Genomic DNA, 12,372 nt, shown 5'->3' on the forward strand with positions numbered 1-12,372 from the left:
CGGGTCAGCGACCCGCTTTAATGGCCAAGGTGACGACTCGGCGTGTGCGCTCGACCGTGCTCGGGTACGCGCTGCTCGCACCGAGCCTGTTCGGCGTCGTCTGCTTCCTGCTGCTGCCCATGCTGGTGGTGGTGTGGCTGAGTCTGCACCGTTGGGATCTGCTCGGCCCCATCCGCTATGTGGGGCTGGACAATTGGCGGTCGGTGCTCACCGACGCCGGCTTCGGCAACTCGCTGTTGGTGACGCTGGCGTTCGTCGCGATCGTTGTTCCGGTGCAGATCGTGTTGGGTTTGTTCGCGGCCGCGCTGCTGACCCGTCAGCTGCCGGGCAGCGGGCTGTTCCGCACCCTGTACGTGCTGCCGTGGGTGTGTTCGCCGCTGGCGGTCGCGGTGCTGTGGCACTGGATCCTGGCGCCGACCGACGGCGCGGTGAGCACCCTGCTGAATCGGCGGATCGAATGGCTGACCGATCCGGGGCTGGCACTACCTGTCGTCTCGGCCGTGACGGTCTGGATGAACGTCGGTTACGTGACGCTGTTCTTCCTGGCCGGCATCCTGGCGATTCCGCCGCAGATCCACGCCGCGGCCCTCCTCGACGGCGCGACGAGCTGGCAGCGGTTCTGGCACATCACGCTGCCGATGCTGCGCCCGACCCTGTTCTTCGTCTCGGTCACCGGCATCGTGAGCGCGGCGCAGGTGTTCGACACCGTGTACGCCCTGACCGGCGGCGGCCCCGCGGGGCGTACCGATCTGGTGGCGCACCGCATCTATGCCGAGGCGTTCGGCGCCGCCGCGATCGGGCGCGCGGCGGTGATGGCGCTGGTGCTGTTCGTCATCCTGGTCGGTGCCACGGTCGTCCAGCATCTCTATTTCCGCCGGCGGATCAGCTATGACCTCACGTAGCGCGCTGATCTACCTCGGACTGCTCGCCGGTGCGCTGGTCACGCTGGCCCCGTTCGGGCTCGGCCTGTTGACGTCGTTCACGTCCGCGCAGCAGTTCGCGACCGGTACCCCGCTGTCGCTGCCGAGCCCGCCGACGCTGGCCAACTACGCCGCACTGGGTGACGCCGGCTTCGGCCGAGCGCTGGCGGTGACCGCCTTGATGACGGCGATCATCACGCTGGGGCAGCTGACGTTCTCGGTGCTGGCGGGGTACGCCTTTGCCCGTGTGGAGTTCCGCGGCCGGGACGGGTTGTTCTGGGTGTACATCGCCACGTTGATGGTGCCGGGCACTGTGACCGTGGTGCCGCTGTACCTGATGATGGCCGAGCTGGGCTTGCGGAACACGTTCTGGGCGTTGGTGTTGCCGTTCCTGTTCGGCTCCCCATACGCGATCTTCCTTCTGCGCGAGTACTTTCGCGCCATCCCCGCCGACCTGGTCAACGCCGCACGTCTGGACGGCGCCAACACCCTCGATGTGATCGTGCACGTGGTGTTACCCGCCAGCAAGCCCATCCTGGTCACCCTGACTCTGATCACCGTTGTCAGCCAATGGAACTCGTTCATGTGGCCATTGGTCATCACCAGCGGCAACACCTGGCGGGTGTTGACGGTCGCGACGGCCGGGTTGCAGACGCAATACAACGCGCAATGGACGCTGGTGATGGCGGCGACGACCGTGGCGATTGTCCCGCTGATCGCGTTGTTCTTGGTGTTCCAGCGCCAGATCGTGCGCTCGATTGTGGTCACGGGGCTGAAATGAGCTGGCCACCACGGTTCTCCTCCCGGATGCTGGCCGGGCTGATTGCCGTCGCGCTGCTGCTGGTCGCCGGAGCGCTGGTACTGGGGCGGTCCCCCGAGCGGTCGGGTAAGACCGTCGTCACCGTGCGATTGTGGGACCCGCAGGTCGCGGCCGCCTACGCCGAATCCTTCGCCGAATTCAGCCGCACCCACCCCGGCATCGAGGTCCGCGCGAGCGTCGTCCCTTACGCCAACTACTTCACCACGCTGCGCACCGACGTCGCCGCCGGCGGCGCCGACGACATCTTCTGGCTCAACAACGCCAATTTCGCCGAATACGCCGACAACATGCGGCTGATGGCCGTCGATCCCAACACCGACTGGGACCCGTCGGTGGTCGCCCAATTCACCCGCGGCGCCACGCTGTGGGGTGTGCCGCAGCTGACCGACGCCGGAATCGCCCTCTACTACAACGCCGACCTGCTGGCCGCCGACGGCGTCGACGCCACCGAGCTGGACACGCTGCGCTGGGATCCCGACCTCGCCGTCGATACCCTGCGGCCCCTGCTCAAGCACCTCACCCACGGCAGGCAGTGGGGATACAACGCCGCCAACGACTTACAGGGCATCTACCTCAACTACATCGGCTCGGCGGGCGGGGTGTTCTCCGACGGGGACCGGTTCGCGTTCGACAACCCGCAATCCGCAATCGCATTCCGGTATGTTGTCGGGCTGATCAACACCGACCACGTCGCCCCGCCGGCCTCGGACACCAACGACAACGGTGACTTCTCCCGCAACCAGTTCCTGGCCGGGCGGATGGCGCTGTTCCAGTCGGGCACGTACAACCTTGCTCAGGTGGCCGAGCAGGCTACGTTCCGCTGGGGTGTAGCGATGCTGCCCGCCGGACCGGGTGGCCGGGTCAGCGTCACCAATGGCATTGTCGCCGCAGGTAATCCGGCAAGCCGTCATCCCGACGCGGTCCGCCAGGTGCTGGCGTGGCTGGGCAGCGTTCGCGGCAACTCCTACGTCGGCAGGCGTGGCGCGGCCATTCCGGCGGTGTTGCCCGCCCAACAGGTGTACTTCGACTACTGGTCGGGCAAGGGCGTGGACGTCACACCGTTCTTCCGGGTGCTCGACGGCCCGCGGATTCCCGCACCGGGTGGACCTGGCTTCGCCGCGGGGTATCAGGCGATCAAACCGTACTTCGACGAAATGTTCCTGGGTCGAATGCCGGTTGGCGAGGCCCTGGCCGCGGCTCAGCGGGCGGCCAACGCCGCGGCCGCGCGTTAGACGCCGCGCCGAGCGAAGTCGGCGGCGCGCTTTCGGCAACTTCGCGCTAGCAGCGGGCGAGGCTGTAGTTATCGACATGGTTACTCGAACTTCTTCGCGGTAACTACCGGCTCGCCGCACAAGCCGACTAGGTACCCGCGAGCACCGTCACCTGCAAGCCGATCGACACCGCGCACACGATCGCCGAGATCGCGAGCACCAGCCAGTCGGCGCGCTTGGGCCCCGACGGCGCGGCCGAGATCATGCCGGTCCCGCCGCGCGCGGTGATCGCATCGCCCATCTCGTCAGCGCGCCGCAGCGCGACAGTGACACCGGCCGACATCAGGTCCACCATCTCTATCGCCCACCGACGGCGCCGTGCCCTGCGACTGGTCAACACCGGCCGCGGCCGCAGCCGTCGCGCGGCGTAGAGCAACCGGAACTCGTCGAGCAGCATCGGAAAGGCCCGAAGCGACAAGGCAAGTGCCACCGCCCAGTCGTCGACCGGGATACGGAAGACTCTCAAGGGCCGCCCCAGCCGCGCCACCGCGGGCGCAATGTCGGCGACGTTCGTCGTCCACGACACCATCATCCCCAGCGCCAACAGCACGATCGCGACCACGGTTATGCGCAGGAATTTCAGCAGCCCACCGAGTTCGAACGCGTGGGAGGCCAGATGCACCACCGGCGTTCCGCCGCCCAGCGCCGCGGTCACCCCGCCGAGCAGCAGCAAGGCCCACAACCACTTCGGCACCGACGGCACCGCACCGCGCGGGATCCGCGCAATTTTGATCGCGATGCCGACGACGATCGCGACCAGGGCGATCGGCACCCACTCCGGGTAGAACGCCAGTAGCGCCGAAAAGCCGAGGACAACAATCAGTTTGGTGCCCGCCCACAGTTCGTGGATCGGCGAGGTGCCGGGCACCGGACGCAGCAACACCACCGGGCGGGGCTGGCGGGCGGGTGTCATGACAATCCCTCGGTGAGCACACCGTCGCGCAGGTGCAGGGTGCGCGGGCACAGCTCTTCCAACCCGACGAAGTCGTGCGAGATCACCACGACGGTCAGGCCGCTGTTGCGGCGCAGGTCGCTCAGCAACCGCAGCAAGCCACGCTGGCTGGCGGCGTCCAACCCGGCCAGCGGCTCGTCGAGAATCAACGCCTGCGGTGAGCGGGCCAGTAGCCCGGCGATCACCACCCGGCGCATCTGACCGCCCGAGAGCTGGTCGACGCGGCGCCCGGCCAGCGACGCATCGAGGCCCACCTTGGCCAGCGCGGCGCTCACCCGAGCGGTGTCATGCGGCGAAAAGCCGCCAGCAGAAGCAACTTCGGAGTCGACGTGGCTGCGCATCAGCTGCAACCGCGCAGCCTGAAAGGCGATCGCCACTTCACCCACACAGTCCGGTGCAGGGCGCCCGCGCACCAGGCACGAACCAGCCGTTGGTGTGGTCAGACCCGCCATGATCCAGGCGAGCGTGGACTTTCCTGACCCGTTGCCGCCGTGAATCAGAAGACCGTCACCCTCGTGGACGGAAAAGGTGACGTCGGTCAACGCGGGCTTGGCCCATGGTGTCCCCGCGGCGTATTCGTGGGTGACGTGCCCGAGCTGAAGCACCGGTTTGGCGGCGCGCGGCGTCGCGCTCACCGTCGCGGTGGGTGCAGCGGCGCTTTCGACCATGTCGGTGTTGTCGAGCGACTCGGTGAGATTGACGGTGCGGTCGGCGCTGTCGGCTTCGTTGTTGTAGTGGGTGATCGACACCAGGGCCATTTGATGACGTTCGGTCAGACCGGACAACACACTGAGCAGTGCTTCGCGCCCGCGCTGGTCGACCATGCTGGTGACCTCGTCGGCAATCAACATCGACGGTTGGCGGGCCAACGCCGCGGCCACCGCCAGACGTTGAAGCTCGCCGCCGGACAGCCCACCGGTGTCCCGCTCCTCCATGCCGGCCAGGCCGACCTCGTCGAGCAACGCCGCAATGTCGGTGCGGGTTCCCGGCGGCAGGCCGAAGACGACGTCGTCGGCGACTCGCGTTCCCAGGACCTGACTTTCGGGGTGCTGCATGATCACGGCCGTCCCGCCGAGCTGCCCTAGACCGATGGCGCCGGGCCGCTCGATCAAACCCGATGTGGGTGGCCGCCCGGACAGCAGCAGCATCAGCGTCGTCTTCCCGGAGCCGTTGGCACCGGTGATCGCCACGTGTTCCCCGGCCTCGACGTCCAAACTCAGCGGGCGGAGTGCGTCGTGCGCAGCGTTGGGATAGCGGAAGCGGGCGTCGACCAGGCGCACCGGAACCGGTGCGACCGGCCCCGATTCGTCCGGGGTTTCGAGCTTGTGTACGTCGGGAATGCCGCGCAACCGATCCAGCACCCGCGAGAGCGCCCACCACCCGACCAGGGTCACGACCATGATCGAGAAGATCGCGTAGACCATCAGCAGCGCGGGCCAGTACTGCAAGGCGACACCGAACACGTGCCGAGCGTCTTCGGCTGCCGGCCGGAAGGGCTCGAAGCGCGACATCACCGAGACCACGCCGTCGAAGTTGGCGGTCATCGCCGAGAAGGTCAGCGTGCGCAGCCGAACCAGCACGGTCAGCGCGGCGATGATGAAGACACCGAAGACCACACCGGCCACCAGCCCCACCGCGATGACGGTCGGGGTGCCGCGTCCGCGGCGTTTCATGATGCCGGCCAGGCCGCCGACGTACGCGCAGTTGACCACGACCATCAGTCCGCTGATCCCCGCGATCAGGAACGCGACGACGCCGGCGGCGAAGGTCGCGGCCAGCAGCACCCGGATGCGGTAGCGGTAACCGAGCAGACCCATCGGCACGGTGGTGAGAAGCGACAGACCCCCCGCAAACGGCACAATGACCGAGATGATCGCCAGCGCGGCGGCTAGCGCCGCCATCACGGAGGCCTGGGCCATCTCGACCGGCGACAGCGCGCGGGCGGCCCGGCGATCGACCGTCGGGCGGGACGGCTGCGCGGGCGCCTCCGGTCTCGTCGCGGTCATCACCTGATTCTGCCAGTCGCCGCGGGCTGCTAGTCGGTTCGACCTGCCGCGGCAGGCGCCGGCTGTGCACATGCTGTGAGAAAGCCCACCCGGCTCGGCGGGAGACAACATAGTATTTCTATGTAAATATAGATGTATGAGTCCGACGCCCACTCAGGGACGTCCCGGCGCCGCTGCCTCCGGCCAGGCCGGCCTGGGTTCTGATCTGCTCACAGTCGTTGCCCGGCTCAACCGGCTGGCCACCCAGCGCATCCGGCTGCCGCTGCCCTGGGCGCAGGCCCGACTGCTCGGCACCATCGACGACCAGGGTGAGGCCCGCATCTCCGACCTCGCCGAGCTCGACCACTGCTCCCAGCCGACGATGACGACCCAAGTTCGTCGCCTCGAAGACGCCGGCCTGGTGGCCCGCACCCCCGACCCCGCCGACGCGCGCGCGGTCCGCATCCGCATCACCCCCGAGGGTCAAACCGTGCTGGCCCAAGTCCGCGCGGACCGCGCATCGGTCATCGACCCGCGCATCGAGCGGCTTTCCGAAGAGGACCGCGAAACTCTGTCCGCCGCCGTCGAGGCGATGCGTCGCCTGGTCGACGACATCGACAGCTCCCCCGACAAGTAGTAAGGAGTGAGCCACTCATGTGGCGCCAACCCAAGGCCGTATGGGCCGTCGCGTTCGCTGCCGTCATCGCGTTCATGGGCATCGGACTCGTCGACCCGATCCTCAAACCGATCGCCGACAACCTCAACGCCACACCGTCACAGGTGTCGCTGCTATTCACCAGCTACATGGCCGTCATGGGCGTGGCGATGCTCGTCACCGGCGTGGTGTCCAGCCGCATCGGCCCGAAGCGCACATTGCTGCTCGGCCTGGTGATCATCATCGCCGGCGCCGGACTGGCCGGGATGAGCGACACCGTGACGGGCATCGTCGGGTGGCGGGCCCTGTGGGGACTGGGCAATGCACTGTTCATCGCGACGGCGTTGGCCACCATCGTCAGCTCGGCGCGCGGGTCGGTGGCCCAAGCCATCATCCTCTACGAGGCGGCGCTGGGCCTGGGCATCGCAGTCGGCCCGCTGGCCGGTGGCGTACTCGGCGGAATTTCTTGGCGCGGGCCGTTTTTCGGGGTGTCGGCATTGATGGCCGTGGCTCTGGTGGTCACGGCGGTGCTGCTGCCTGAGACGCCCCGTCCGGAGCGGATGACGACGCTGGCCGACCCGTTCCGCGCGCTGCGCCATCGCGGCTTGCTCGGCGTCGCAATCGCCGCGCTGCTCTACAACTTTGGCTTCTTCACCCTGCTGGCGTTCACCCCATTCCCACTCGACATGAACGCGCACCAGATCGGCTTGATCTTCTTCGGTTGGGGCGTTGCGCTGGCGTTCACCTCGGTGTTCGTCGCTCCGCGGCTGCAGCACAGGTTCGGAACCGTCCGGGTGCTGCTGACGAACCTGCTGTGCTTCTCGGCGCTGCTGGTTGTGATGGCCGTCTTCACCGAAGACAAGGCGGCTCTGGCCACCTGCGTAGTGATCGCCGGGTTGTTCATCGGCATCAACAACACGCTGATCACCGAAACCGTCATGAAGGCCGCGCCCGTCGAACGCGGTGTGGCGTCGGCGGCGTACAGCTTCATGCGGTTCGGCGGCGCCGCCGTCGCCCCGTGGCTGGCTGGTGTGCTCGGCGAGCGGGTCAGCGTGCACCTGCCGTTCTGGGTAGGTGCCGGTGCGGTGCTGCTCGGCGCCGGGGTGCTGGCTTTGGCGAGTCGCCATCTGAGCGCTATTGACACAGAGCATGATGAGCTCGAGGAGATCACCGAACAGGCCACCGCGGTGACCGTCGGCAGCGAGAGCTGACGCGGGGGCCGACCCAGAGGAGAACGATGCAGTTCTGGTGCGGCACCCCGTTCATGAAACCGACGGAATCTGTGGCCGTCGCACGCATGGTCGATGAAGCCGGCTACGACGGCATGATCTGCGCCGACCACCTGATCTATCCGCGGGACCTACGCTCGCCCTACCCGTCGCCGACCGGTAAGCCGGGCTGGCCCCCGGAGACCGCGTGGCCGGACACCTGGGTGCTGATCGGGGCAATGGCCGCCGTGACAACGAATCTACGGTTCTCCAACGCGGTCTATGTCGCGCCGGCCCGCCCCCTGATCGAAGTCGCCAAGGTGGTGGCGACAGCGGCCTCGTTGTCGGAGGGCCGCGTGTCTCTCGGCGTCGGAATCGGTTGGATGCGTGAGGAATACGAGCTGCTGGGTCAGGATTTCGGCAACCGCGGCAACCGTCTCGACGAAATGATTCCCGCACTGCGGGCGCTATGGCAGGGCGGCTGGGTGTCGTGGAGTGGTCGCTACTATGACGTGCCGGAGATGATGATCGAGCCGCATCCGCCGCAGCCGGTGCCCATCCTGTGCGGCGGGGAATCCGATGCCGCGCTGCGCCGCGCCGCAGCTTTGTGCGACGGGTGGATCGGTACGGCTTACGCCTGGGACGACGCGAAGGGCTACGTGTCCAAACTGGACGCGTTGCGCCGCGAATTCGGCCGCGCCGAGGAACCTTTCGACATCATGCTCGCGTTGATCGATCCGCCGTCGGCGGACCTCTACAAGCGTGCCGAAGACATCGGCATCACCGCGGTGATGTGCGCCCCATGGATGACGGACCCTGCCGTCGCCACCGGCAGCGACGTCGAGCGTTATCGCGGGCCGATCGAGCGGTTCGCTGAAACGGTTGTCGCCCAATGCCACTGAGCGCTCACATCCAGATGGTCGCGTTCGCGCTTTCCCTGGGCTGAGCCAGCGGGTGACCCTTCCCCAACAAGTCGCCGGTGATGACGGCACAGAATCGGTACATCGCGATGTCGAAGATCCCGTTGTGCATGGGTTGTTCGATGAAGTGCCCAAGCCGTTCGGCCCCGATGAACACGGCCATCAACAACAGGCCGATGATCACCCCGGCGTAGGGATGCGACGAGCCGTCCAGCCGGCTGAACGCCATCACCGCGAAGAACCAGGCCAGCCCGCGGATGAATACCTCGTATTGCAGCGGGATCGGTTCGTTGCGGATGCGCTCCAGACCGCTCTGGGCGGTGACCAGAGCGGTGTTGACGCTCATCAGCATCACGCGGGCCTGATCGTCGATGTGGCCCTTCGCCGACAGGGTCTGGATGTCGACTGCTTGGCGAGTCATCAAATCGGTGGCGTTGATGTCGGCGGGATCCTCGGGCGTGAGATCGGCGACGCCGGGAAGCGCAGGAATCTTGCGGAGGTCCGCAGCCAGCTGCCAGGCGTAGCGCACCTGGCGGCGGCGCATCCGACTCACGATGCCCGCCATCTCGGGCGCACCGGAGTCGACAGAGCACAGAGCGTTGTACGTGGCGCGGGAATTGATGATGACGTTGCCCCACAGCGTGCGCGCCTCCCACCACCGGTTGTAGGCGGTGGTGTTGCGGAAACCGATGAACACCGAGGCGCCGATACCCAACACCGACAGCACGGCCGAGGCGTAGTCGATCTGGGTGGGGTCGGGGATGGGAATCAGAATCGCGGCCACCACGACGATGGCCAGCAGATCCCAGCGCATCTGCCAACACACGAGACCGGACACCTTGAGCGGGCCCAGTTTCCCGACGCTACGGATCACCGCGTCAGCGTATTGCTCATAAGGCAGCGTCGACGAGATTTCCGACCGCATAGGTCGCGGCGATCGCGATCGCCCCGAACATCAGCTGCCGCCCGGCGCCGAACCAGAGCGACCCCTTGGTGAATCGGGCAGCCACCGCGCCGGCCACAACCAACCCGGCCGCGCTGAACAGCAGACCGAGCCAGAGCTTCTCGGCGCCAAACAGATAAGGCAGCAGCGGGATGACCGCCCCGAGCGCGAACATCACGAAGGACGAGATGGCGGCGACCCTCGGCGACGGCTTCTCCCGCGGGTCGACTCCGAGCTCCTGGGCCAGGTGAAAGTGCACCGCCCGGTCCTCGTCGCGGTGAATTTCCTCGGTGGCCTGCCGCGCAGTGGCCTCAGACATTCCCATGTCCATCAACATCGACACGAGTTCGTCGCGTTCGGCGTGCGGATGGCGCTCGAAAGAACGCCGTTCGATACGCACCTGGGAGTCGATTTGTTCGTTGGCCGTCGTGACGGACGTATATTCGCCGAGCGCCATCGAGAACGCTCCCGCCAGCAGTCCGGCCACCCCGCTGAGCACCACCGTGTGGGCCCCACCACCGGCCGCGACCCCGGCGATCAGAGCGCTGTTGGAAACCAATCCGTCCATCGCTCCGAACGTCGCCGCACGCAGCCAGCCTCCCGTGACGTCGGGATGTGAGTGATCGATCTCGTGGGGCAACTGATCCGGCGCCGTGTCCCCCTCGAACTCCGACATAGCGCCATTGAACGCCAGGCCGCCGGCTCACATGGACTCAGGTTTACCTGTGTTTGCCACATCCGCGTTTGCCGAAAGCGCAGCGGGGATACCTTCATGCCATGACCACCACTGCGGAGCACCTGCGGAACGCGCTCGACGGCCGTTGGCGAGACGTCAAGAACGCCGTGCGCGCCGAACTTTCCACCGAAGTATTCCGGCCGCACTACACGCCCAACACCGTCATCGCCCGCGCGAAGGTGGCTGAGCAGATGAAGATCATGGCGGCCCACGGCGCCGCCGAGGACGGGTTCCGGAAGGAGCACGGCGGCAATGGTGACGTGGGCGCCGCGGTCACCCGCATCGAGATGCTCGCGATGTCGGACCTGTCGTTGATGGTCAAGGCGGGCGTGCAGTGGGGCCTGTTCGGCGGGGCCATCGAGAACCTCGGGACCGAGCGTCATCACAAGGCGTACGTGCAGCGCATCATCGACCTGGATCTGGTGGGCTGCTTCGGCATGACCGAGACCGGGCACGGCAGCGACGTTCAGTCCCTGGAGACCACCGCCACCTACGACCCGGCGACCCAGGAATTCGTGATCAACTCCCCCACTCCGACGTCGCGCAAGGATTACATCGGCGGCGCTGCCGAAACCGCCCGGGTGTCAGCAGTTTTCGCGCAGTTGATCACGAACGGCGAATCACACGGGGTGCACTGTTTCGTGGTGCCGCTGCGCGACGAGGACGGCAACGACCTACCTGGCATCACCACCTCGGACTGCCACTACAAGGGCGGCCTGCCCGGCGTCGACAACGGCCGGATCATGTTCGACAACGTCCGCATACCGCGAGACAACCTGTTGAACAAGTACGGCGACGTGGCGGCCGACGGCACCTATTCGTCACCGATCGAGAACGTCAACCGGCGCTTCTTCACGATGCTCGGAACGTTGATCCGCGGCCGCGTGACCGTCGGCGGCAGCGCAGCGGCCGCCGGACGGGTGGCATTGGACATTGCGGTGCGCTATGCGTTGCAGCGCAAGCAGTTCAGCGCCCCGGACGACGAAGGCGAGGTGCTGATCATGGACTACCTGGTGCACCAGCGCCGGCTCTTCCCCCTGATCGCCCGCTCGTACGCGTTGCAGTTCGCCCAGAACGAGTTGGTCGCCCGGCTGCACGACCTGCAGACCGCGGACAATCCCGACGCCGAGGAGCAGCGCGAGCTCGAGTCCCGGGCCGCGGGCCTGAAGGCGGCCAACACCTGGCACACCAGCACCGCGATCCAGGAAGCCCGCGAAGCATGCGGTGGCGCAGGCTATCTCGCCGAGAACCGGTTGATCGCGCTGCGCGCCGACACCGACGTGTTCACCACCTTCGAGGGTGACAACCACGTGCTGACCCAGCTGGTGGCCAAGGAGCTGCTGACTGCCTACGCCGACGACATCAAGGGCATGAGCCCGGTCGAGTGGGTACGCTTCGCGGCCAACTTTGCCGGCGGTCGGGTGCTGAAAAGAACTGCGGCCGAGACGATCATGCAGACCATCCTCGACTCCCGCCAGGACAACGAGGAAGAAGGCAGCCTGTTCAACCGCGGCACGCAGGTCCAGATGTTCGAGGATCGAGAGCAGTACCTGTTGTCGTCAGTGGCACGCCGGCTGCAGGGCAAGTCCAAGGAGATGTCGGCGTTCGACGCATTCAATTCGGTGCAGGACCACGTGCTGCACACCGCCAAGGCCCACATCGATCGGATCGTGCTCGAGGCATTCGTCGCCGGTATCGACGCCTGCGAGGACGACGAGGCCCGCAACATTCTGGGCATGGTGTGCGACCTGTACGCCCTGTCGGTAATCGAGGACGACAAGGCCTGGTTCATCGAGCACCGGTTCCTTTCGACGGAGCGCGCCAAGGCTGTGACCCGAGGCATCAACCAACGCTGCCGCGATCTGCGGCCGCACGCCGAACTCCTGGTCGACGGGTTCGGGATCCCCGAGCAGCTGCGCTACGCGGAGATGCTGCACCCGGAGAACATCCTCACCGACTAGC

General features: G+C 66.8%; 11 protein-coding genes. 7 read left to right on the forward strand and 4 right to left on the reverse strand.

All coding sequences use genetic code 11. From position 1 onward, the window contains the following. Window positions 1–20: 20 nt before the first annotated feature. Genes AB431_RS19660 through AB431_RS19670 form a run of 3 tightly spaced genes read left to right on the forward strand, consistent with a single transcriptional unit; the run spans window position 21 to window position 2,972 of the window. Complete coding sequence (locus AB431_RS19660) at window positions 21–902, forward strand: carbohydrate ABC transporter permease (RefSeq protein WP_047331343.1); 882 nt, start codon at window positions 21–23, stop codon at window positions 900–902. Continuing rightward, window positions 889–1,701: a carbohydrate ABC transporter permease gene (locus tag AB431_RS19665; protein ID WP_047331344.1), complete on the forward strand. Its 813-nt coding sequence runs from the start codon at window positions 889–891 to the stop codon at window positions 1,699–1,701. Before AB431_RS19660 ends, AB431_RS19665 begins: the two co-directional genes overlap by 14 nt. Continuing rightward, window positions 1,698–2,972 (forward strand): sugar ABC transporter substrate-binding protein, encoded by a 1,275-nt coding sequence (locus AB431_RS19670; protein WP_047331345.1) that lies wholly within the window; start codon window positions 1,698–1,700, stop codon window positions 2,970–2,972. The genes AB431_RS19665 and AB431_RS19670 overlap by 4 nt, the downstream gene beginning before the upstream one ends. A 127-nt stretch (window positions 2,973–3,099) precedes the next feature. Here the strand turns inward: AB431_RS19670 and AB431_RS19675 are convergent, their stop codons facing one another. Together AB431_RS19675 and AB431_RS19680 are read right to left on the reverse strand one after the other, a co-directional pair. After that, window positions 3,100–3,924: an energy-coupling factor transporter transmembrane protein EcfT gene (locus AB431_RS19675; RefSeq protein ID WP_047331346.1), complete on the reverse strand. Its 825-nt coding sequence runs from the start codon at window positions 3,922–3,924 to the stop codon at window positions 3,100–3,102. Then, entirely contained in the window at window positions 3,921–5,969 is a 2,049-nt protein-coding gene (locus AB431_RS19680; protein WP_047331347.1) for a DUF2232 domain-containing protein, read from the reverse strand. Before AB431_RS19680 ends, AB431_RS19675 begins: the two co-directional genes overlap by 4 nt. A 136-nt stretch (window positions 5,970–6,105) precedes the next feature. On the opposite strand from AB431_RS19680, the gene AB431_RS19685 reads away from it, so the two are divergent. From AB431_RS19685 to AB431_RS19695, 3 genes are read left to right on the forward strand one after another with little or no spacing between them, the layout of a single operon-like run. Continuing rightward, complete coding sequence (locus tag AB431_RS19685; RefSeq protein ID WP_047331348.1) at window positions 6,106–6,585, forward strand: MarR family winged helix-turn-helix transcriptional regulator; 480 nt, start codon at window positions 6,106–6,108, stop codon at window positions 6,583–6,585. Between the two features lie 17 nt (window positions 6,586–6,602). Then, entirely contained in the window at window positions 6,603–7,814 is a 1,212-nt protein-coding gene (locus AB431_RS19690; protein ID WP_047331349.1) for an MFS transporter, read from the forward strand. 26 nt (window positions 7,815–7,840) lie between these two features. Further along, the gene (locus AB431_RS19695) at window positions 7,841–8,713 is read left to right on the forward strand and encodes a TIGR03619 family F420-dependent LLM class oxidoreductase (RefSeq protein WP_047331350.1); all 873 of its coding nucleotides are present in this window, start codon (window positions 7,841–7,843) and stop codon (window positions 8,711–8,713) included. Window positions 8,714–8,717: 4 nt separating this feature from the next. On the opposite strand, the gene AB431_RS19700 is transcribed toward AB431_RS19695, so the two are convergent. Together AB431_RS19700 and AB431_RS19705 are read right to left on the reverse strand one after the other, a co-directional pair. Continuing rightward, window positions 8,718–9,605 carry a bestrophin family ion channel gene (locus AB431_RS19700; protein ID WP_047331351.1) on the reverse strand — a complete coding sequence of 296 codons (888 nt, stop codon included), beginning with the start codon at window positions 9,603–9,605 and terminating at the stop codon, window positions 8,718–8,720. A 16-nt stretch (window positions 9,606–9,621) separates the two neighbouring features. Beyond that, window positions 9,622–10,350, reverse strand: a complete 729-nt coding sequence (locus AB431_RS19705) for a VIT1/CCC1 transporter family protein (protein ID WP_047331352.1) — start codon at window positions 10,348–10,350, stop codon at window positions 9,622–9,624. A 101-nt stretch (window positions 10,351–10,451) separates the two neighbouring features. On the opposite strand from AB431_RS19705, the gene AB431_RS19710 reads away from it, so the two are divergent. Beyond that, window positions 10,452–12,371: an acyl-CoA dehydrogenase gene (locus tag AB431_RS19710; protein WP_047331353.1), complete on the forward strand. Its 1,920-nt coding sequence runs from the start codon at window positions 10,452–10,454 to the stop codon at window positions 12,369–12,371. The last annotated feature ends 1 nt before the right edge of the window (window position 12,372 follow it).

The organism is Mycobacterium sp. EPa45 (assembly GCF_001021385.1).
Classification (GTDB): domain Bacteria; phylum Actinomycetota; class Actinomycetes; order Mycobacteriales; family Mycobacteriaceae; genus Mycobacterium.

Coding starts and splice junctions, on each gene's coding strand:
- AB431_RS19660 (WP_047331343.1), top strand. CDS start 21: ATGGCCAAGGTGACGACTCGGCGTGTGCGCTCGACCGTGCTCGGGTAC.
- AB431_RS19665 (WP_047331344.1), top strand. CDS start 889: ATGACCTCACGTAGCGCGCTGATCTACCTCGGACTGCTCGCCGGTGCG.
- AB431_RS19670 (WP_047331345.1), top strand. CDS start 1,698: ATGAGCTGGCCACCACGGTTCTCCTCCCGGATGCTGGCCGGGCTGATT.
- AB431_RS19675 (WP_047331346.1), bottom strand. CDS start 3,924: ATGACACCCGCCCGCCAGCCCCGCCCGGTGGTGTTGCTGCGTCCGGTG.
- AB431_RS19680 (WP_047331347.1), bottom strand. CDS start 5,969: ATGACCGCGACGAGACCGGAGGCGCCCGCGCAGCCGTCCCGCCCGACG.
- AB431_RS19685 (WP_047331348.1), top strand. CDS start 6,106: ATGAGTCCGACGCCCACTCAGGGACGTCCCGGCGCCGCTGCCTCCGGC.
- AB431_RS19690 (WP_047331349.1), top strand. CDS start 6,603: ATGTGGCGCCAACCCAAGGCCGTATGGGCCGTCGCGTTCGCTGCCGTC.
- AB431_RS19695 (WP_047331350.1), top strand. CDS start 7,841: ATGCAGTTCTGGTGCGGCACCCCGTTCATGAAACCGACGGAATCTGTG.
- AB431_RS19705 (WP_047331352.1), bottom strand. CDS start 10,350: ATGTCGGAGTTCGAGGGGGACACGGCGCCGGATCAGTTGCCCCACGAG.
- AB431_RS19710 (WP_047331353.1), top strand. CDS start 10,452: ATGACCACCACTGCGGAGCACCTGCGGAACGCGCTCGACGGCCGTTGG.